Raw genomic sequence first — 20,275 nt, 5'->3', positions numbered from 1 at the left:
TGCGGCTGCTAACGCGGTCTTAAGGCCCCGTTATTAGAAAGATTTAGCCTGCCTCGCCCGGTTCCCGGTCCGGCGGCGGCAGCGGGCTCCCTGTCCGGAAGGGAGCCGATCGGAGGCGGCTCCAAGGATGCTGGCAGAAGCGACAGCGGCCGAATTGACTGCGGCGATCGAATGCCTCGGCATCGCGGTGTTCGTCGTGGAGGCCGAGCCGAACGGCGATTTCCGCTATATCGCGGTCAACAAGCTCGAGCTCGAGACCTGCGGCGCCCGCTACGGCCAGATCCTGGGCAAGCGGCCCGAAGACCTGTTCGCGCCCGAGGATGCGGCGCGCTTCAACGCCGAATATCGCGAATGCCTCGGGAGTCGGCGCGTCATCGAACGCGACCTGGTGAGCGGCGTCGCCGAAGGCGTCACCTGGCACACCACGCTCACGCCCATCGTCGGCGCCGACGGCAGCGCGCGACGCGTGATGGGCACCCACCGCAAGGCCGAACCGACCCATCCGGTCGAACGCATCGATCTCAACGCCAGCGCATCGCGGGTCAGCGCCAAGGACCAGATGGAGCTGGCCTGCCGCTTCATGCCCGACACGACGGTGACATACGTCAACGACCGCTATTGCCGCTATTTCGGCAAGCCGCGCGAGGCCCTGCTGGGCAAGCGCTTCATCGACAGCGTCGCGCCGGACCAGCGCGCCAACATCCTGCGCCAGCTGGCCGCGGTCACGCCGGATCAGCCGGTCGCGGAGTATATGCTGCGCAGCCGGCTGCTGAATGGCGAGATCGGCTGGCAGCTCTGGCGCGACCGCGCCGTCTTCAGCGAAGCGGGCGAGCTGCTCGAGTTCCACAGCGTGGGTGTCGACGTCACGCGGGTGAAGGAGCTCGAGGACGAACTGCGCAAGAGCGAGGAGCGTTTTTCGCTCGCGGTCCAGGGCTCGAACGACGGCATCTGGGACTGGAACTTCGAGACCGGCGAGATCTGGTTCTCCCCGCGCTGGAAGGAGATGCTGGGCTACAGCGCCGACGAGCTGCCGAACAGCCTCGAATCCTGGCATTCGGTGCTTCACGCCGACGACGCGCAGGTCGCCCTCAAGTTGGTCGCGGACTACAATGCGGGCCGCACCGAACGGTTCCTGGCGCAGCTGCGCCATCGCCACAAGGACGGCTCCACCCGCCATATCCTGTCGCGCGCCATCAACAAGCGCGATGCCACGGGCCGGGTCACGCGCATCGTCGGCGCCAACACCGACATCACCCAGATCAAGCAGCGCGAGCAGGAGCTGACGGACCTGCAGAAGATGCTGAACCGCGGCGCGGAGCTGGCCAAGCTCGGCTATTGGGCGTGGGACGAGGCCAATGACCGGTGCGTCTATTGCACCGAGGAAGTGGCGCGCCTCCATGGCGTGACGGTCGAGGAATATCACGGGATTCTCGGCAGCAACACGAACATCGCCGAACGCGTCCATCCCGAGGACCGGCAGCGCTATGTCGACGTGCTCAATGGCAGCCGCGCCGCCTGCCGGCCCTACGACATCGAGTTCCGGCTCTACCGGCGCGGCGGCGAGCTGGTCTATGCGCGCGAGGTCGGCGATTTCGTGCAGGACGAGAACGGCCGCGTCGTGCGCTCGGTCGGCATCACCCAGGACATCACCGCCTTCCGCATGCAGCAGGAGGCGATGCGCGCCGAGGAGGAACGGCTCCAGGATTACGTGATCGAACTCGAGCAGGCCAAGAGCCGGCTCGAATCGCAGGGCAAGGAGCTGGCCATCCTGGCCGAGGATCTGGCGCTGGCGAAGACCAAGGCGGAAGCCGCCAGCCGCACCAAGTCCGAATTCCTCGCCATGATGAGCCACGAGATCCGCACGCCGATGAACGGCCTCATTGGCATGACCGGCCTGCTGCTCGATACCGAGCTCACCGACGAGCAGAGCCACTACGCGCAGACGGTGCGCGAATCGGCCGAGGCGCTGCTCAGCATCATCAACGACATCCTCGACTTCTCGAAGCTCGAGGCGGGCCGCATGCGCATCGATCCGGTCGATTTCGAGCTCGACCGCGTGATCGACAGCGTCGTCACGCTGCTCTCGCCGCGCGCCGCCGCCAAGGGCATCGCGCTCAAGGCGCTGCCTTGCGCGAAGGAAGCGCAGTGGCTGAAGGGCGACGCGGGGCGGTTGCGCCAGATCTTCTTCAACCTCGTCGGCAACGCGGTGAAGTTCACCGAAAAGGGCTCGGTCACGATCGGCACCAAACTGCGCACGCGCGAGGACGGCGAGGTCGAGCTCTATGCGGAAGTCGTCGATACCGGCATCGGCATTCCCGAAGCCGCGCAAGCCACCCTCTTCACCCGCTTCACCCAGGCGGACAGCTCGACCTCGCGCAAATATGGCGGCACCGGCCTCGGTCTCGCCATCTGCAAGCAGCTGGTCGACCTCATGGGCGGCGAGATCGCGCTCGAGAGCGATCCGAACAAGGGCAGCCGCTTCTGGTTCACGGTGCGCTGCCAGATCGCTCAGCCGCAGCGCTCGCCCGACAGCCTGGGCCTCACCGGCGTGGAACGTCCGCGCCGGGGCCTGCGCATCCTCGTGGCCGAGGACAACCAGGTGAACCAGCTGCTGGTGAGCGCCCTGCTGCGCCGCCTGGGCTGCCAGGTCGATCTGGTCTCGAACGGCCTCGAGGCGATCTCGGCCGTGCAGCGGATCCCCTACGATCTCATCCTGATGGATGTGCAGATGCCGGAAATGGATGGCATCGCCGCCTCGCAGGCCATCCGCCGCCTGCCGGGGGACGTCCGGCGCATCCCGATCATCGCGCTCACCGCCAATGCGATGGCCGGCCAGCGCGAAGAGTATATCGAAGCCGGCATGGACGAATATGTGTCGAAGCCGATCGACATGGCGCAGCTGATGGGCGCCATGACCCGCCTCTGCGGCGCCGAAGAACCCGGCGACACCGCATCCGCCGAGGAGCCCGTACCCGCAGCGGCGCCCGACGCCGCCGGCAAGGCTGCGGCCGACAAGAGCGCGACGGACGAGCTCTCCGCGCTGATTGACGAGATCGACCAGCGGACACCTCCCAAGACCAAGACCGCCTGAGCGCCTTCTTCCCGATCCTCTCCCCCTCAAGGAAGAGGTGAAGAGAGAAGACGTTTGCATTAGGGTCCTTCCGCATTTTCTCCAAGCGCAAGGAAACGCGGTCCATGGCAGGTCAGATCGGCGGCTTCAACGAATTCGGCCGCATCCGGCGGGTGGCGCTGCGCCGGCCCGAGGCCGCATTCCAGAGCCCGGCCAAGATCGTGGCCGAGTGGCAAAGGCTCGCCTATACCGAGGCGCCGCTCATGGCCGAGGCCGCGCGCGAATATGACCGGCTCGAGGCCTGCCTCGAATCCGTGGGCGCGACGCTCGACCATCTGCCGGCCGATCCGAGCCTGACCATCGATGCGCTCTATGTGCGCGACGCCGCGATCGTGGCGCCGGGCGGCCTGATCCTCTGCAACATGGGCAAGCCCGCGCGCCAGGGCGAGCCGGCGCTCCATGGCAAGGCGCTGGGGGCCGCCGGCATTCCGATCCTGGGCCGGATCGAGGGCGCGGGGCGCATCGAGGGCGGCGATCTCGTCTGGTTCGACGCGCGTTGCCTGGCGGTCGGGCGCGGCTATCGCACCAACGACGAGGGCATCCGGCAATTGCAGGCGCTGGTGGGGCCCGGGGTCGAGGTGGTGACGGTCCCGCTGCCGCATTATCGCGGGCCCGGCGACGTGTTCCACCTGATGTCGATCCTGAGCCCGCTCGACCGCGATCTGCTCCTGGTCTATTCGCCGCTGATGCCGGTGCCGTTCCGGGAATGGCTGATCGCGCGCGGCATGACCCTGGTCGAGGTGCCGGATGCGGAGTTCGACAGCATGGGCTGCAACGTGCTGGCGATCGCGCCGCGCCACTGCGTGATGCTCAAGGGCAATCCGCAGACGCAAGCGCGCCTGCGCGCGGCCGGATGCCGGGTCGAGGTCATCGCCGGCCGCGAGATTTCGGCCAAGGGCCAGGGCGGTCCCACCTGCCTGACGCGTCCGCTGCTGCGCGACTGAGTTCCGGCAAGCGGCGCCCGGCCGGCCCATTCCTCGCCGTCGCCAGGAATTAACTCTTCCTTCGCAATTAAGGGATCGTTCAACCTCTTGCCGCAAAGTGAGGCGGTGCGGAGGGCCGCTCGAATGCGTCTCGAATTTTAGGAAGGCCGCGGCCTTGCCGCGTCCTTCCCGAGATCGAAGGCCCGAGCCGGCGCCCGCGCCCGTCCCTTATCGACAATCGAGGTCGCTTCGGTCATGACCGATCAGCCCTTCAACCCTGAATCCGCGGTCGAGATCGGCGCCCTGCCGCGACCGAGCCCCCTGACGGTTGCCTGGCTGTCGACGCTTCCGCAGAGACTTCCCGACCTCGCCGAAAGCCTTCGCCGGGGCGCCGTCGACTATGCGATCGAGTTCGTCGGCGAGCTGCCCGCGGCCTTCCGTCGCGACGCGTGGCTGATCGGCCTCATCATGGTCTATACGGTGGCGGGGGCCTGGATCGCGGTCCATTTCGAGGCGGCGTCGATCCTGTCGATCGGGCTTTATTTCGGCGTCTATTCCTTCATCCTGCCGATCACCCTGTTTCTCTTCTTCGCCGGCCGCGCACTTTATATCGCGCTGATCGTCCGGCCGAAGAGCCCCCTGATGATGCTGCTGAGCGACCTGCGGCATAATCTGGGCCAGCCCCGCCGCCTGGCGCGGGGCCTGCCGATGCTCTGCTTCCTGCCCTTTCTCGTCGGCACCTTCTCGGTGACCAAGGCGGCCATTCCCTTCTTCCGGCCCTTCTCCTGGGATGTGCGGCTGGAACAGTGGGATCGCTGGCTCCATGGCGGGGTGGCCCCCTGGCAATTGCTGCAGCCCGTGCTCGGACATCCCCTGATCACCGAGCTTCTGAACGTCAATTACAATGTCTGGTTCTTCGCGCTGTGGTTCACCTGCTTCTGGCAGTTCTTCACCCTGCGCGGTCCGCAGCAGCGGATGCAGTTCCTTTTGTCGATGGCGCTGTCCTGGATCCTGATCGGCGGCGTGCTGGCGTCCGTCTTTTCGTCGGCCGGCCCCTGCTATTTCGACCGTATCGTTCCCGGGCCCAACCCCTATGCACCGCTCATGGCCTATCTGCACCAGGTCGATCAGACCTACGATCTGTGGGCTCTCAACACGCAGCAGGTGCTGTGGGATGGCTACAGCCTCCATCGGCTCGATCTAGGCGTCGGAATCTCGGCCATGCCCAGCATGCATATTGCGATCGCGACCCTCCTGGCGCTGCTGGGCTGGCGAACCTCGCGACGGATGGGGATCATGTTCACGGTCTTCGCGGTCCTGATCATGCTCGGCTCCGTGCATCTCGGCTGGCACTACGCGCTCGATGGCTATGTCTCGGCGGTCTGCGCCCTGCTGCTCTGGGCCGGTTCTGGATGGTTCGTCCGTCGCGTCATGCGGCTTCCCGCCGAAGTGCCGGTCTGATTTTTCCTGTCGATTTTTTTTCGACGGTGCCCGGCACGGCGCCGCCGCACGGCCTCTTTTTTGTGCGACGCTCGAAGCGAGCCGCTAAGTCGCTGCAACGAAACCATCGATCGCTCGAGTTTTATTTGATTGCGCGTTAAATGATCAGAAAGTATTTCCGTCCCATTCTTTTGAGGTCTCCCAATATGCCCGCCGATTAACCTTTGCTTCAGAGGTTGGGGGCATCCTGATCGCGGGTTACATTCAGGAAGGAGACCCAATCATGTTGAAGACCACGATCCAAAACTTCATCCATGACGAGTCGGGCGCCACCGCGATCGAGTACGGCCTGATCGCCGCTCTCGTGTCGGTCGCCGCGATCGTTGCTCTGCAGACCCTCGGCGGTTCGCTGTCGAGCATCTTCTCGGTCGTCAGCAGCAACCTCGCCAGCGCCGCCGCCAAGGCGAAGCAGTAATCGCTGACTAGTGCTTCCTTCCGGCCGCCGCCGTGGGTTCCCTTCGAGGGGCTCACGGCGGACGGGCCGGGGGCACCTTCGGGAAGGGAGATTTCAGCGATGCCCAACAATCCGCTGCAGTACTTCCTCAAGAACGAGTCGGGTGCCACGGCTATAGAGTACGGGCTCATCGCCGCTCTCGTGTCAGTCGCCTCCATCATTGCCCTGCAGGTGCTGGGCGGATCGCTGAACAGCATCTTCGGTGTCATCAGCAGTAAGCTCGGTGACATCGCCTCGCAGGCCAATAATCCCTGATACAGCGCGCGCGCCGGTTCGTCCGGCGATCCCCGCGTCTTCCCCCGGGAACCGATCCGGCGGGATGAACCAACAAGAACAATATCCGAAGGGCCATGGCGCCGACCGTGCCGTGGCCCTTCCGATTCCGGCCCGGTCCTGCGGTTGACCCCTTTCCCGGACGGCCGGGATCGGGCCGGCGGTCGTCTTGCCGATCAGCCGCCGGTGCCGTCGCGACGGTCGAGATCGCTCATCAGCTCTTCGATCGCCGCCATTTGATCGGCATCGAGAGCCGGAGTGCCGCCAGCGGCCGGCGCCGGGGAAACCGCAGGGCCGACCGGCGTCACCAGCGCGCGCTTGAGGCAATGGGCGATCACGGCAAACAGCGCCGCGCGATCGATCGGCTTCGACACATAGTCGTCCATGCCGGCCGCGAGGAAGCGCTCCCTGTCGCCCATCATGGCGTTGGCGGTCATCGCGACGATCGGGATGCGAGCCTTCGGGCCCTCGAGCGCCCGGATGCGCCGCGTCGCCTCGATGCCGTCCATTTCCGGCATCTGCACATCCATCAGGACCAGGTCGTAATCGCCGTCACGAACGGCCGCGACCGCCGCGACGCCGCTGTCGACCGTATGGACGCGATGGCCGCTGCGCGCGAGCAGCGCCACGGCCAGGGCCTGGTTGACCTCATTGTCCTCGACCAGCAGGAGCGAGGCGCCTGCTGCCGTCGAGCGGAGCGGCTCGCGGGATGCGGCCATCGAGGCCCGCGTACCGTCCGCGGTCCGCAAGGGCAGCGCGAGAGAGAAACGGCTTCCTTCGCCGGGCCGGCTCTCGACGCCGATGGTTCCGCCCATCAACTCGGCCAGCTGGCGACAAATGGCGAGCCCGAGGCCGGTGCCGCCGAAGCGGCGCGCCATGGAGGAATCGCCCTGGGTGAATTTCCGGAACAGGCGGTCGAGTTGCGCCTGGTCCATGCCGATGCCGGTGTCGCTGACGACGAAGAGGAACTGCCACGCATCGCCCCTCCAGGGACCCGGGACGAGATCCACCTTGACGCGTCCCCGCTCGGTGAATTTGACGGCGTTGCCGACGAGATTCAGCAGAATCTGCCGCAACCGCGCCGGGTCGCCCATCAGCAGGGACGGCAGTCCCGCGGCCAGCTCGAATTCCAGAACGAGGCCCTTGGCGCGGGCCGCTTCCGCATGGATCTCGACCGCATCGCGAACGACCTCGGCCGGGTCGAAGGCGATGGTTTCGATCTCCAGCCGCCCCGCCTCGAGCTTGGACAGATCGAGAATGTCGTTGAGCAGGGCCATCAGCGACTTGCCGGAGCGCCTGATCACCTCGCCATAGCGGCGCTGCTCCGGGCTGAGCTCGGTTTCCAGCAACAGCCCCGTCATGCCGAGGACCCCGTTCATCGGCGTGCGGATCTCGTGGCTCATCACCGCGAGGAACTCGGACTTGGCGGCATTGGCCCGTTCGGCCGCCTCCTTCGCCGCCTGCAGCTCGACCTCGCGCTGCTTCTCCTCCTGGATGTCGCTGAGGGCGCCCGCGATGCGGAAGGGCCGGCCGGCCCGATCCAGCACGGCGCGGGCGCGCGTGCGCATCCAGTGATAGCTGCCATCGGCCCGGCGCAGCCGGTACTCCATGGTGTAGCCGCGCCCGCTGAAACCGCCGGCCAGATACTCGGTCAATATCGCCGTGCGTTTCGCCCTGTCGTCCGGATGGACCATGGCCTCGAAGGCCTCGATCGTCTGCGGGCTCTGCGCGGGTTCGTACCCCATCATCTCGGTGAAACGCGGCGCATACCAGAGCCGGCCGGTGGCCAGATGCCAGTCCCAGATCGCGTCGGAGGTGCCGCGCAGCGCCAGATCGAAGCGCTGGCGGCTTTCCTCGAGCTGAGCGCGCACCGCGCGCTCGTCGGTGATATCGATGACCGTGCCGACGAAGCCGGTGGTCTTGCCGCCTTCCTTGATCGGATGGGCGGTATCCCGCACCAGCCGCACCTGCCCATCCGGCCGCATCCAGCGATATTCCTCGTCATAGTCGGTGGCTTCGTTGCGGGCGGCCTCGTACCAGTTCGCGATCACGCGGCGGCGGTCGTCGGGATGAAGCGCCGTCGACCAGTCCTCGCCCATCGAGATCTTGGCGTCGCGACCGGTGATCGCGCTCCAGCCCTCATTGACATAGAGACAGCGCCCGGCGGCATCTGTCCGGTAGATGCCCACATGCGTGGCTTCGGCCAGCGTGCGGAAATGCGTTTCGCTCTTCTCGAGCGCCTTGCGCATGACATTCTGTTCCTCGAGGGCCGCGCCCAGCAGCAGGCCCGACAGCGCGGTCACGCACATCATCAGGGGCGGCAGCAGCAGGTCGCTGGGAGTCGCCGGCAGCGCATCGTCGATCGGCGTCTGATGCGCCAGGAGGCCGGCGACGGCGGCCGTGACCACGATCAGGGTCGCGAGGCTGCCGCCGCGGCGGCCGAAACGCATGACAGCCCAGAGCACCAGGGGCGTCGCCAGGAAGGTCGGCAGCAGCTCGGCCGCATCCGCCCAGCCGACCGAGCTGAACAGCCAGAAGCCGCTGAGACAGAGCGCCGATCCGAGCAGGCCCGCCTCCAGGACGCGCCTGTGGTTCCAGCCTTGGAGCCATCGTTCCGCCCATGCCTTCCGCCCGCCGGTCTTCCGGCAAAGCGGCCACCACAGCACCAGCATCGGCGTGAGCACGATGTAGCCGATGGCCTCGGTCAGGAACCAGCCCGGCAGAACCTCGGGCATCGGCACGCCGAGGCCCCAATAGACGGCCATGGCCCCGAGGGCGGCCCCGAAAACGGGAACCACGAGGCCGGCGATCAGGATGAAGCGCACGACCTCCTGCAGCCGGGCGAAGCGGTCGCCGGCGCCGAGCCAGCGCTGGATCAGCCAGGCGCCCAGCGCGATCTCGGCGGTATTGACGAGCGCCATCATCGCGGAGACGAAGGCCGGATCGCCCTCGAGGATATCGGCCAGCGCGATGCCCAGCGCCAGGGCCGGCAGCTGGACCTGCCAGGGCCGGCGCAGCATGACGAAGCCCATCGCCACCGCATTGGGAAGCCAGATCGCGGCCACGCCATTGCTGCCGCACGACAGATCGATGCTGAAGGCCGCCAGCGCGAGATAGATAAATCCGTAGCCCAGGATCTGCGCGATCCGGTCTGCGGATATCGGCTTGGACTGGCCCGCCGTCGAAGAGAGCATCACCGGATGGATTGCGACCGAAGAAGCGCGCGAAGGGAATCGAGGCGTGTCCGCCCGAGCGCCGTCGCGGGCGGAAACCGGTCCCGATGGTGGGTAATCAGGGTTAATACGGGGTGAAGCCGGAATAGAGCTGAACGAGACCGTTTCGGTCCTAGCCGCGGCCCGCCATGGCCTGGAGCTTGGCGACCAGCTTCTGGCCGACCTCGCCCCCCTCGCCCCGCACCGATTTCTCGAGGATCAGGCGAAGCGCCTTCAGATGAACCTCGACCAGCCCGAAGGTGGCTTCCTCGGCCGGGAGTGCCACATGGCGCGCGCTGCCGCCCGGGCCGACCAGCAGCCGGCACAGGGACTGGGCCACGTGGGTCACCAACGGAAACCCGAAGCTCCCGCCCTGACCCTTCATATCATGGGCGACGCCATAGAGACGCTGCAGGGCCGGCTGGGCCGCCGCAGGATCGGCGCGGGCCTCGGACAGGGCCTGCTCGGCCTTGGCCAGGTCGGCGAGCGCCCAGTTCTGGTAATCGGCGCTGAGCTCGGCCACCGCGTCCTGGGCCCGCCTGACGGTGGCCGCGATTCCGCCGGCCCGGCCGTCGTCGGCAGCAGGGCGGGCGTCGGGTGGGGCGACCGGTTTGCGTTCGGCCGGCAGGGCCATGCGGATCTATTCCTGTGATCGGGATGCCAGGGATCCCAGCAAATCTGGCTTCCGCCCAAGGGCTCCGCGAACAAAGTCCGGGGCGGGCGCACCCCTCAGGGTCGCCCAGAAGCCCTTAACATTGCGCTAAGACGACCGCCTCGCGGAGCGGCGGCGCGGGCGCACCGAGCCTCACATCTTCTTCGGAATCTTCATCGCCACGACCGCGGCCACGAACATGAAGAGACCGCAGGCGAAGAAGACCGCGCGGATGTCGAAGAAGGTCAACAGCACCGAATAGAAGGCCTGCGGCGCCAGATCCGACAGGTCGATATAGGTCCGGAACACGGTCGTCATCTGCGGCCGCTCGAGCGGACGCACGGCGCGCATATAGGGAATATTGCCGAAAGCGTCGAGCAGGCAGCAGAAGGCCGAGCCCGCCAGCAGGAGAGCGGCCGCGATCCAGGGGAAGCCATGCATGAACCCCGCCGCGGTGGTCAATATTCCCAGCCCGATGAAGCCGACGATGATCCAGCGGCGGATGCCGGTGCGCTGCGCCATGCGGCCATAAAGCGGCGTGACGAACAGCATGGCGTTGCCGAGCGAGACCAGAAGCGCACCGGCGAAGTCGCCCTTGCCGGCCTGCACCAGGAACAGCGGCGGATAGACGAAATACATGGCCCACCAGCAGGAGCGGGCAAAGGGCACGAACCAGCCGAGCCGCAGGCGAGGCTGGGCGATGAAGCGGCGGATGGATGCGATCGGGTTGGGCGGCGGTCGCGTGGCGGCGGCCACGGCCGGGTTCTCGCTCATCCGCAGATACCAGAAATAGACCAGCAGCACCGCGCAGGAACCGGCGGAGAGGAACTCGGCGACGCCGTGCCCGACATCGGTATAGAGCCAGACGCCCAGGGCCGGCCCGACCGTCCAGGCGGCGGCGCTGAACATGAGGCGCAGCGGCTCCGAGCGCACCAGGTCGCGGCGGCGGATGTAATCCATCACATAGAGGCTGAGCGTGATGTTGAGCGCGGCGGCACCGAAGGCGCGCGCCAGCATGGCGCCGATCTGGCCGTACAGCGTCGCCGTCGCGAGCAGCAAGGCGGCAACCAGCAGCGCCAGGATCCCGGCGGTGTAAACCCAGCGCCGCTTGAAGCGGCGGATGAAGAAGGGGATGGCGAAGCTCGATGCCAGACCGACGATCCCGACCAGCGTGTAGAGGATGCTGACGTCGCGCGTGTGATGCAGCAGCGAATAGGCCTGGAGCGGGATCAGGGTGGCGATCAGGCCGCGCGCGAAACTTTCGAGCGTGAACATGATCGCGAACACGATCGCGCCGGGTCGGCTCACGGCACGCAGCCACATCGGACCGGTGTCGGAGGGGATATCAGTCGGCATGAAGGGGTGGGAACTCGGTGGGGCGCGATCTCGCCGGAAATGAGTCCTGTTCTTATCATGGGCTGCGGTTAAGCGGGAGTGTAGAGCCGTCCTTTTCTCGCCGCTTTGCGACGAAAGCGGCCGATCCGCCTGCAAGCGATGCAAAGCAGGGTTGAGTCCGGGACGGGCTGGCGCCGGGCCCCGGCCCCCCTATAATCGCGCCCGGCCGGACGACCCGGGCCTATCGGGCGACCGGCGATTGGCTGTTCCCGTACCGCAGGCAACCGAGCGCCATGAAAATCCTGATCATCCAGAACGATTCCCTGTCGACGGCCGGCATTGTCGCCGAGCGGATCGAGGCCCAGGGCGGCAAGACCGAAATCCGCAGGCCGCATGACGGCGACCCCCTGCCCGAGAGCCCGAAGGGCTATGACGGGATGGTGGTGCTGGGCGGGGTGCAGCATGCCAATGACGACGCCAACTGGCCGGCCTTTCCGGCGATCCTGGAGAGCATGCGCGACTTCCATCGCGCCGATCGCGGGCTGCTGGGGATCTGCCTCGGCTCCCAGCTCATGGCCCGTGCCTTCGGCGGCAAGGTCCGCCGCCATACCCATCTCGAAGTCGGGTTCCATGATCTGGCGGTGACGCCCGAGGGACAGAGGGACCCGGTCGTCGGCGGGCTGGGGACCACGGCCCGCATCATGCAGTGGCATGAGGACACGTTCGACCTGCCGGAAGAGGCCGAACTGCTGATGAAGGGCGACGGCTGCCGCAACCAGGCCTTCCGTCTGGGCAAGCGCGCTTACGGCTTCCAATGCCATTTCGAGGCGACGCCGGCGATCGCCGATACCTGGTTCGCGCTCTGCATGCCCAGCCTCACCAAGCATCTCGGCGCCGAGAAGGCCCCGGCCACCCTCGAGCGCCTGCGCGCCGAATGGCCCGACAACGCCCCCGGCGCACGCCGCTTCGCCGAAGCCGTCAGCGACCGCTGGCTGGCGCTGGGGTAGGCACCTACGGTCATCCCCGCGAAAGCGGGGACCCATCTCGATCCAGCGCGCCAAGCTTATAGTTGGGTCCCCGCTTTCGCGGGGATGACAATGGGGCGCCCCGTCGCTTCACGTCCGCTGGCGCGGTGTCAGCCTGGCCATGAAGAGCTTCGACTGGCTGCGGCCGAAGGCGACGGCGTGTTTGGCGGCGAGTTCCACATTGATGATGAGGGTGTCGCCGGGCTCGAGCAGGGTGCCGTCGTCGAGCACGGTGTTGCCCTCGATCACATAGAGGATCAGGGTCGTGCCGCGGCCGAGCGCCGGCAGCATCCGGTCGCGCCGGTTGAGGGTGAGGATCCCGGCCGAGACCTGGAAATCGCGCCGGACCATCAGATTGAAGTCGCGCACCGAGCCGTCGATGAGCCAGCAGCGCACCGAATCGTCGCCGCTGAACTGGAACGGGACATGTGGCTCGTCGATGCGCTCCTCGCGCCCGTTGTCGAAACGCAGCACCATGCCGTTGCCGCCCATCAGCATGATGTAGCGGTCATAACCCGGGAAGATCGAGAACGGGCCGTCGGCCTTGACCTCGGCCAGCGACAGGCGCCAGCGGAAGGATTTGTCGAGCGGCGTGTCCGGCGGATCGATCGCGATCTCGGCCGTCATGCCCTGGCTGTTCTTCCAGGGCATGACCCGATGTTCGTTGGCCTTGATCAGGCGGCGCATCGCCATCGCGGGGTTAGCACTCGCTCATGGGAGCCACCAGCGGCCCCCGGAGTCGCGGCCCCACAATGGGGCCCCTTCAAGAGAATCAAAAATCGGACCGGCCCACAAGTGCGCCCGGTGGCAGGACGGCTCAATATTTCCCGCTGCCGATCTCGACCTTGCGCCGCGCCACATAGGCCGCGAGGGCCTCGCGCGCGGCCGGATCCATGGCCGGCTCCTGATACTGGCGCAGCAGTTCCTTCCAGATCGCGTTGGCGCGGTGGGTGCCGTCGATCGAGCCGGCATCGGTCCAGGTCTCGAAATTGCGCCAGTCCGAGAGCAGGGGTGCATAGAACGCATGCTCGAAGCGCTCCAGCGTATGGCCGACACCGAAGAAATGCCCGCCCGGCCCGACCTCGGCGATCGCCTCGAGCCCCAGGCTCGCCCGGTCGGTCGCGATCGGCGTCAGGGTCTCGCGCATGAGCTGGAGCATCTCGCAATCGAGGATGAGCTTCTCGAACGACGCCGTGAGGCCGCCCTCGAGCCAGCCGGCCGCATGGGCCAGGAGATTGACCCCGCCCATGATGGTGCCCCAGAGCGACATGCCGGATTCGTAAGCCGCCTGCACATCCACCACGTTCGAGGCGTTCACATTGCTGGAGCGGTAAGGGAAGTTGTAGCGTCGCGCGAGCTGTCCCGAGGCGAAGGCGGCCTTGGTGTATTCGGGCGTGCCGAAGGCTGGCGCCCCCGACTTCATATCGACATTCGAGGTGAAGCCGCCATAGACCGCGGGCGAGCCCGGCCGAACGAGCTGCGTCAGCGCGATCATGAAGAGGGCCTCGGCGTTCTGCTGGGCGAGAGCGCCCGCCAGCGTCACCGGGCTCATGGCGCCGCAGAGCGTGAAAGGCGTGCAGACGGTCGCCTGTCCGGTGCGCGCCAGCTCGCAGAGCCCCTCGCCCATCGGCCCGTCGAACTTCAGGGGCGAGTTCGAGTTGATGATGGAGATGACGGCCGGGCGCGTCAGCAGCTCCTCACGCGTCGTCGGATAGGCGATGCAGGCCATCTCGATCGCGTCGCGCACGCGAAAGGCGCCGATCGCCCAGCAATGCCAGCTCTTGTCGGTGAGGGTCAGGATCGATTCATAGACATCGAGATGGCGCGTGTCGGGCGGGAGGTCGGTCGGCTCGAGCCCCGTCCCGCCTTCCTGATGCAGCACGTTCAGCATATGGACGAGGCGGATATAGTCCTTCATATCGGCTTCGTTGCCGGCGCGCCGGCCGCGATCGAGATCGCTGGCGAAGGCGGGACCGCCGGTGGCGCAGAACACCAGGTGATTGCCGCCGAAATGGAGATCGCGCTCGGGGTTGCGGGCGCGCAGTGTGAATTCCGGCGGGACCGTCCTGATCGCCTCCAGGATGAGGCCGCGATCGGGCTTCACGCGCAAGGTCGAGCGATCGACCTTGGCGCCGGCGCGCTCGAACAGATCGATCGTCTCCATATGGAGGCTCTCGATGCCGATATTCTCCAGGATCTCGAGCGAGGCCAGATGGATAGTCTCGACCTGATCCTCAGACAGGACCTCGATCGGCTTTAAGGGGTTGCGCAGCGTCTTGAAGGGCAGCTGACGGACGCCGCCGCCCACGGAGCGGCGTTCGCGACGCGCCTTGCCGCCATGCTCGCGGCCCCGCCCCTCGCGGGCCGCCGGCCCGCCCGTCGCGATTTCTCCGCTCATGCTGCCCGATCTCCCTGAAGCAAACTCATGGTCCCGTCGAAGCGATCCCCACCGGAATGGCGCGATCAGATAATCGCGCGCTCGCGCTTGTAAGGCACATCGCCCGGCGCCGGCTCGTCGAACTCGCGCGCATGAAGATGCCCCGCATGGACCGCATGCACCAGGGCGCCCGGCGCTAGGCAATCGCCGATCCGCGCCAGCCCGCCGATGCCGGCCGCCGTCAGCGCGGCGGGGTCGCCCGCGAGCTCTTCATAGAGCGCGCTCTCCGGCCGGCGCATCGTCACCAGCACCAGGCTCTTCGCCTTCTGCCGATAGGCGCGGCCGGTATAGACGCATTCCAAATGCGCCGCCTCGCCATCGAAGCCCGCGAGCTGGCGGTTGACGACGATCTCGACCCCCAGATCGAGCAGGCGCTTCTGCACCTTGTCATGCTCGTCGGTCATGCGGCAGTAGGACGAGGCCTCGCCGCCCGGCGTCACCAGCGCCACCTCGAGCCCCAGCTGCACCAGCTTCATCGCGAGACAGCCGCCCATATAATACTGGTCCTCGTCATAGACGACGACAGGACCCGCCGGCACGGCGCCCGCCATGATGTCCTCGGGCGCAAAGACCTCGGCCGTATCCGCGTTCACCATCGCGTCATGGCTCGCCATGCCGACCCCGTCGCGCCGCCAGCGGGATCCGGTCGCGATCACCACATGATCGGCGCCGAACTCGCGCACATCGGCCGCGGCGAGCCGGCTCGCCGGATAGAGCTCGACCTGGGGCAGCTTCGCGAGCTGGCCGAGGCGCCAGTCGCGCACGCGGCCATAGGAGCCGAGGCCCGGCAGCCTGCATTCGGCATTGATGCGCCCGCCCAGCTCGTCGGCGGCGTCGGCCAGCGCCACCGCATAGCCGCGCTTGCCGAGCGTGACCGCGCATTCGAGGCCGGCGGGGCCGGCGCCGACGATCAGCACGCGCTTGTCGGAGCGCTTCGGCGCGACGCGCTCGGGGTGCCAGCCGCGCCGCCACTCCTCGCCCATGGTCGGGTTCTGGGTGCAGCGGATCGGCACGCCCTCATTGTTGCAGGAGCGGCAGATATTGCAGCCGATGCATTCGCGGATCTCGTCCTCGCGTCCCTCCTCGACCTTCTTCGGCAGGAAGGGATCGGCGATGGAAGGCCGCGCCGCGCCGATCAGGTCGAGCACGCCGCGTTTGATCTGCGAGACCATGGTATCGGGCGAGGTGAAGCGGCCGACGCCCACGACCGGCTTCGTGGTCACTTTCTTCACGAAGGAGACATAGGGCTCCTGGAACCCCTCCTCCGCGAAGCGGGCGCTCATGGAGTCGTTGGTGACCTGGCTGATATTGACGTCCCAGAGATCGGGCAGCTCGGCCAGCATCTCGACCACCTCGCGACCCTCGGCACCGGCGGCGACCCCGTGATCGCCCATCAGCTCGTCGACCGCGAAGCGGATCGCCAACGCCACGTTCGGGCCGATCGCGTCGCGCGTGGTCTCGATCATCTCGCGCAGCATCCGCACGCGGTTCTCGAGCTTGCCGCCATATTCGTCGCCGCGATGGTTGAAGCGCCTGGCGATGAACTGGAACGGCAGATAGGCGTGGCCGGCATAGACATAGACGATGTTGAATCCGGCCTGGACCGCGCGCTTCGCGGCATCGCCCTGCCAGCGCCGCAGCTCGCGGATGTCCTGGCGGTCCATGGCACGGGTCTGCAGCGGCCAGAGATAATGGGCGGGAGCGCCATCGACCGAGATCGGCGGCAGGCGGCTGGCGCGATTGACCGCGAATTCGCCGCCATGCCAGAGCTGGCAGCCGGCGAGCGCCCCGTGCTCATGGATGGCGTCCGCGATCGTCGCCATCACGCGCCGGTCGTCGTCATCCCACAGGCTGCAGAACTTGTAGGGCGCGTCGTCGGAGGTCGGATGGATCGAGCAATATTCGGTGTTGACGACGCCCCAGCCACCCTCGGCCTTCACGGCGCGCATGGCCGCCAGCGTCTTGGGCATCTGCACGCCCATGCCGGTGCAGTGCGGCACCTGGTAGAAGCGGTTCCTGGCCGTCACCGGCCCGATCTTCACGGGCTCGAACAGGATGTCGTAGCGGGGATTGCGGGCCATTGGCTTCTCTCTCGGGGGAACCTCATCGCCAAACCCGTCCCGGGGTTGCGGTGCCGCTTCCTCATGCCATGTCCGGCCGGGCGCCGACGATCCGCCCGCGACGGCCATTGCCGACGAACCGACGTGGAGATCGGTCAGGAAAGGCGAGATCGTCCGATGCCTGATGGAAGCAGCCGCTCGACCCTCGCGGACGCGGGCCGGAGACTAGCCCGGAAGATCGGCGGATGTCACGGGGGAGGCGGTCGGCGCAGGGACGGACGCTCAGGAGCGGCGCGGTGTCCTGCTTTTCGCCTCGTCGGTCTCGAGCGGCTTGGCCGCCGGCGCATTCTCGTCGTCGAACAGAATGCGCTCGGCCGCACCATCGAGATCCTCGAACTGTCCGCTCTTGAGCGCCCACATGAAGGCGATCAGGCCGATCAGGCCCAGAAACAGGGCGGCGGGGATCAGATAGATGAGACCTTCCATGGGCCGATCTCCGTTTGCCGCTGCGCCGCCCTCAGCGGCGCGCGGACCGAGTCCGATCGATGCCGAGCCGCAAGGCGTTCCCGGTGACGATCAGCGAGGACGAGGACATCGCAATGGCGGCGACCAGCGGCGTCACCAGCCCCAGCACCGCCATCGGCACCGCGAGAAGATTGTAGCCCAGGGCCAGGAGGAAATTCTGCCGGACCAGGGTACGGCAGCGCCGGGCCACGCCCAGAAGCTCGGTAACCGCGCCGAGCTTCACGCCCTGGAACACCGCATCCGCCGAGGTCTGGGTGATATCGGCCGCGGTCGAGGGCGAAAGCGAGACGAACGCGGCGGCGAGCGCCGGCGCGTCGTTGAGGCCGTCGCCCACCATCAGCACGCGCCTGCCGTCGCGCGCCAGCTGCTCGAGCCGTGCCGTCTTGTCGGCGGGAGTCATCGCCGCCCGCCACGCCTCGATGCCCAGAGTTTCGGCCACTTGTCTCACGGTGCCCTCCCGGTCGCCCGACAGAAGCTCGATCGCCAGCCCGCGCGCGCGGAGCGCCGCCACGGTTTGGATCGCGTCGGGCCGCAATTGATCCGTGAAGGCAAAACGCAAGGGCGCCCGCCCGGGTTCCGTCAGCCAGATCTCGGGTCCCTCGCCCGGCTGCTCCTCGCCGACCGAGCACCAGCGCCGGCTGCCGAGCCTGATCTCCCCGCCTTTGACGGCGAGCCGGAGGCCGAGGCCCGCCTTCTCCTCGACACCCGACGCCGCGGGGACGTCGGGCGCCGCGCGGCAGAGCGCGCGCGCCAGCGGATGCCGGCTGTTGGCGGCCAGCGAAGCCGCCAGTTTCAAGGCCTGCGGATCGAACCCGCCGCTGTCGGCCAGTTCGGGCCGGCCGAGCGTCAGGGTGCCAGTCTTGTCGAAGACGACGGTGTCGGCTTCGGCGAGCCGCTCCAGGGCGGTCGCCGATTTGAGCAGGATGCCGCGGCGCATCAGCCGGCCGCTCGCCACCACCTGCACCGCCGGCACCGCCAGCCCCAACGCACAGGGGCAGGTGATGATCAGCACCGAGGCCGCGATCAGGAGCGCATGCTGCCAGCCTTCGCCCACCAGGAAGACCCAGCCCAGGAAGGTCAGGAGCGCCGCCAGATGCACCACCGGCGTGTAAGCGCGGGCAATGCGCTCGGCCAGCGAGACATAGCGCGCGCGGCGCTGCTCGGCGGCTTCGAGGAGGCGGACGATGCCGGCGAGCAGGGTGTCCTCGCCGACCTCGGCGACCTCCACACGCAAAGGCGCCGCCAGGTTGACCGTGCCGGCGAAGACCCGCTCGCCCGGCTCGACCTTGGCCGGCAGCGTTTCGCCCGTGACCAGCGACATGTCGAGCTCGGAACGGCCTTCCCGGACCCGGCCGTCCACGGCGATGCGTTCGCCGGCCGCCACCAGCAGCATCATGCCGGGGACCACCTCGCGCACCGGCAGCAGGCGCCGGTCGCCCGAGGATGCGATCACCGTCACCGCCTGCGCCCCCAGCGCCAGCAGGCGCTGGGCCGCCGAGCGCGCCTGGCCGCGCGCGCGCCGGTCGAGATAGCGGCCCAGCAGCAGGAAGAACAGCAGCGAGACGGCCGAATCGAAATAGGCATGCTCGCCATGCGTGATGGTCGAGAACAGGCTGATGCCGGCGGTCAGGAGCACGCCGACAGTGATCGGCACGTCCATGTTGGTGCGGCCGTGGCTGAGCGCGGCCCAGGCGGACCGGGCGAAGGGCCGGATCGAATAGGCGATGGTGGGGAGCGCGATCAGCGCCGAGAACCAGTGCATCAGGGTTCGCGTTGCCGGACCCATCTCCTGCACATGCCCGGCCCAGATCGAGACCGAGAGCAGCATGATGTTGGACGCCGCGAAACCCGCGACCGCCATGGCGCGCAGCAGCTCCCGCTCGGACCTGGCGTCGGCATCGCCGAGCTCGGTCGGATCGTAGGGCATGAAGCGATAACCCAGCTCGGCGGCAGCGGCGACCAGGGGGTTCGCGCGGGCCGCCGGCCCCTGCCAGCCCAGCACCAGTCGGCGGGTGGTCAGGTTGAGCCGCGCCTGGCGCACCTCGGGCTCGCGGCGCAGCGTCGTCTCGATGCGCTGCACGCAGGCCCCGCAATGGACGCCTTCGGCCATCAGATGCAGCACCTGGCCGCCCGCGCCGTCGGCGCGGCAATAGGCCGAATAGTCGATCAGCGCCGCATCGACGGCGAGATTGGCGACGGGCGTCGCGAGCCTGACGACCTTGCCGCTGTTCATGGCGCGAAGATCCGGTCGGTCAGGTGATCGGTCGAGTGCGCCGTCGCGATATCGAGATCGACATCCCACTGGCCGCGCAAGGGGAGCTGGAGCGAAGCGCCATAGGTCCCCGGCGCGCCGGGCGTCAGCGTCACCGGGGTCGCGGTCTCCGGGCCGACGGGCCGGCGCAGCGTGGCCGCGACCTCGGCGCCCTGCAGCGGCTGGCCCAGGCGATCCAGGACCTGCAGCGCCAGCCGTCCCTTGCCCGGCGCCGACTTGTCCACTTGCCATTCGAGCGTCACCTGCCAGCCCAGCGCCACCTCGGCATCCTTGGCCTCGATCGTCCGGTTGTAGGTGATCCCGCGTTCATAGGCGTCCTCGGCCGTCAGGCCGCTGAAGCTCTCGATCGCGAACCAGATCATCACCCCCTGGATGATTGTCAGGACCACGAAGGAAGCGACGAAGATCCACGGTATCCAGCGGCCGCGCCGGGCACCCCCGTCGCCATTTCCGCCTTGCATCCCTTGCATGATTGTG

General features: G+C 67.6%; 15 protein-coding genes. 6 read left to right on the top strand and 9 right to left on the bottom strand.

Annotated features, from left to right (window positions below; all coding sequences use genetic code 11):
- Positions 1–127 precede the first annotated feature (127 nt).
- The 5 genes from FRZ44_RS03465 to FRZ44_RS03445 all read left to right on the top strand — a co-directional run bounded on the left by FRZ44_RS03465 (position 128) and on the right by FRZ44_RS03445 (position 6,262).
- Positions 128–3,091, top strand: coding sequence for a PAS domain-containing protein (locus FRZ44_RS03465; protein ID WP_151175859.1), 2,964 nt, complete (start codon positions 128–130; stop codon positions 3,089–3,091).
- Between the two features lie 104 nt (positions 3,092–3,195).
- A complete protein-coding gene (locus FRZ44_RS03460; protein WP_151175858.1) occupies positions 3,196–4,074 on the top strand; it encodes a dimethylarginine dimethylaminohydrolase family protein in 879 nt (292 codons plus the stop codon).
- A gap of 234 nt (positions 4,075–4,308) precedes the next feature.
- Positions 4,309–5,514 (top strand): phosphatase PAP2 family protein, encoded by a 1,206-nt coding sequence (locus tag FRZ44_RS03455; RefSeq protein WP_151175857.1) that lies wholly within the window; start codon positions 4,309–4,311, stop codon positions 5,512–5,514.
- Between the two features lie 262 nt (positions 5,515–5,776).
- The gene (locus tag FRZ44_RS03450) at positions 5,777–5,968 is read left to right on the top strand and encodes a Flp family type IVb pilin (protein ID WP_151175856.1); all 192 of its coding nucleotides are present in this window, start codon (positions 5,777–5,779) and stop codon (positions 5,966–5,968) included.
- A 99-nt stretch (positions 5,969–6,067) separates the two neighbouring features.
- Positions 6,068–6,262 carry a Flp family type IVb pilin gene (locus FRZ44_RS03445; protein ID WP_151175855.1) on the top strand — a complete coding sequence of 65 codons (195 nt, stop codon included), beginning with the start codon at positions 6,068–6,070 and terminating at the stop codon, positions 6,260–6,262.
- Between the two features lie 194 nt (positions 6,263–6,456).
- On the opposite strand, the gene FRZ44_RS03440 is transcribed toward FRZ44_RS03445, so the two are convergent.
- From FRZ44_RS03440 to FRZ44_RS03430, 3 genes are all read right to left on the bottom strand, one after another.
- The gene (locus tag FRZ44_RS03440) at positions 6,457–9,474 is read right to left on the bottom strand and encodes a PAS domain-containing protein (protein ID WP_225308683.1); all 3,018 of its coding nucleotides are present in this window, start codon (positions 9,472–9,474) and stop codon (positions 6,457–6,459) included.
- A gap of 151 nt (positions 9,475–9,625) precedes the next feature.
- Positions 9,626–10,126, bottom strand: a complete 501-nt coding sequence (locus FRZ44_RS03435; RefSeq protein ID WP_151175853.1) for an Hpt domain-containing protein — start codon at positions 10,124–10,126, stop codon at positions 9,626–9,628.
- A 171-nt stretch (positions 10,127–10,297) separates the two neighbouring features.
- Positions 10,298–11,500, bottom strand: a complete 1,203-nt coding sequence (locus tag FRZ44_RS03430) for an MFS transporter (protein WP_151175852.1) — start codon at positions 11,498–11,500, stop codon at positions 10,298–10,300.
- 272 nt (positions 11,501–11,772) lie between these two features.
- Here FRZ44_RS03430 and FRZ44_RS03425 point away from each other — a divergent pair, with 272 nt between their 5' ends.
- Entirely contained in the window at positions 11,773–12,486 is a 714-nt protein-coding gene (locus FRZ44_RS03425) for a type 1 glutamine amidotransferase (protein WP_151175851.1), read from the top strand.
- A gap of 108 nt (positions 12,487–12,594) precedes the next feature.
- On the opposite strand, the gene FRZ44_RS03420 is transcribed toward FRZ44_RS03425, so the two are convergent.
- The 6 genes from FRZ44_RS03420 to FRZ44_RS03395 all read right to left on the bottom strand — a co-directional run bounded on the left by FRZ44_RS03420 (position 12,595) and on the right by FRZ44_RS03395 (position 20,268).
- A complete protein-coding gene (locus FRZ44_RS03420; protein WP_151175850.1) occupies positions 12,595–13,197 on the bottom strand; it encodes a HutD/Ves family protein in 603 nt (200 codons plus the stop codon).
- Positions 13,198–13,321: 124 nt separating this feature from the next.
- Positions 13,322–14,902, bottom strand: coding sequence for a trimethylamine methyltransferase family protein (locus FRZ44_RS03415; protein ID WP_151175849.1), 1,581 nt, complete (start codon positions 14,900–14,902; stop codon positions 13,322–13,324).
- Between the two features lie 65 nt (positions 14,903–14,967).
- Positions 14,968–17,022 carry an oxidoreductase gene (locus tag FRZ44_RS03410; RefSeq protein WP_151175848.1) on the bottom strand — a complete coding sequence of 685 codons (2,055 nt, stop codon included), beginning with the start codon at positions 17,020–17,022 and terminating at the stop codon, positions 14,968–14,970.
- A 261-nt stretch (positions 17,023–17,283) separates the two neighbouring features.
- Positions 17,284–17,487, bottom strand: a complete 204-nt coding sequence (ccoS, locus tag FRZ44_RS03405; RefSeq protein ID WP_151175847.1) for a cbb3-type cytochrome oxidase assembly protein CcoS — start codon at positions 17,485–17,487, stop codon at positions 17,284–17,286.
- 31 nt (positions 17,488–17,518) lie between these two features.
- Positions 17,519–19,759 (bottom strand): heavy metal translocating P-type ATPase, encoded by a 2,241-nt coding sequence (locus tag FRZ44_RS03400; protein WP_151175846.1) that lies wholly within the window; start codon positions 19,757–19,759, stop codon positions 17,519–17,521.
- Positions 19,756–20,268 (bottom strand): FixH family protein, encoded by a 513-nt coding sequence (locus FRZ44_RS03395; RefSeq protein WP_191908396.1) that lies wholly within the window; start codon positions 20,266–20,268, stop codon positions 19,756–19,758. Before FRZ44_RS03395 ends, FRZ44_RS03400 begins: the two co-directional genes overlap by 4 nt.
- Positions 20,269–20,275 lie beyond the last annotated feature (7 nt).

It is taken from the genome of Hypericibacter terrae (assembly GCF_008728855.1).
In the GTDB taxonomy this organism is placed as follows: domain Bacteria; phylum Pseudomonadota; class Alphaproteobacteria; order Dongiales; family Dongiaceae; genus Hypericibacter; species Hypericibacter terrae.
Note: the sequence above shows the minus strand (reverse complement) of the source record. Positions and strands in the feature narration are given on the sequence as shown.

Bases quoted from the DNA above. Each gene is read 5' to 3' on its own strand.
- FRZ44_RS03425 (WP_151175851.1), top strand. From the start codon at position 11,773: ATGAAAATCCTGATCATCCAGAACGATTCCCTGTCGACGGCCGGCATT.
- FRZ44_RS03440 (WP_225308683.1), bottom strand. From the start codon at position 9,474: ATGCTCTCTTCGACGGCGGGCCAGTCCAAGCCGATATCCGCAGACCGG.
- FRZ44_RS03445 (WP_151175855.1), top strand. From the start codon at position 6,068: ATGCCCAACAATCCGCTGCAGTACTTCCTCAAGAACGAGTCGGGTGCC.
- FRZ44_RS03430 (WP_151175852.1), bottom strand. From the start codon at position 11,500: ATGCCGACTGATATCCCCTCCGACACCGGTCCGATGTGGCTGCGTGCC.
- FRZ44_RS03395 (WP_191908396.1), bottom strand. From the start codon at position 20,268: ATGCAAGGGATGCAAGGCGGAAATGGCGACGGGGGTGCCCGGCGCGGC.
- ccoS (WP_151175847.1), bottom strand. From the start codon at position 17,487: ATGGAAGGTCTCATCTATCTGATCCCCGCCGCCCTGTTTCTGGGCCTG.
- FRZ44_RS03455 (WP_151175857.1), top strand. From the start codon at position 4,309: ATGACCGATCAGCCCTTCAACCCTGAATCCGCGGTCGAGATCGGCGCC.
- FRZ44_RS03415 (WP_151175849.1), bottom strand. From the start codon at position 14,902: ATGAGCGGAGAAATCGCGACGGGCGGGCCGGCGGCCCGCGAGGGGCGG.
- FRZ44_RS03410 (WP_151175848.1), bottom strand. From the start codon at position 17,022: ATGGCCCGCAATCCCCGCTACGACATCCTGTTCGAGCCCGTGAAGATC.
- FRZ44_RS03420 (WP_151175850.1), bottom strand. From the start codon at position 13,197: ATGGCGATGCGCCGCCTGATCAAGGCCAACGAACATCGGGTCATGCCC.
- FRZ44_RS03465 (WP_151175859.1), top strand. From the start codon at position 128: ATGCTGGCAGAAGCGACAGCGGCCGAATTGACTGCGGCGATCGAATGC.
- FRZ44_RS03460 (WP_151175858.1), top strand. From the start codon at position 3,196: ATGGCAGGTCAGATCGGCGGCTTCAACGAATTCGGCCGCATCCGGCGG.
- FRZ44_RS03450 (WP_151175856.1), top strand. From the start codon at position 5,777: ATGTTGAAGACCACGATCCAAAACTTCATCCATGACGAGTCGGGCGCC.
- FRZ44_RS03435 (WP_151175853.1), bottom strand. From the start codon at position 10,126: ATGGCCCTGCCGGCCGAACGCAAACCGGTCGCCCCACCCGACGCCCGC.
- FRZ44_RS03400 (WP_151175846.1), bottom strand. From the start codon at position 19,759: ATGAACAGCGGCAAGGTCGTCAGGCTCGCGACGCCCGTCGCCAATCTC.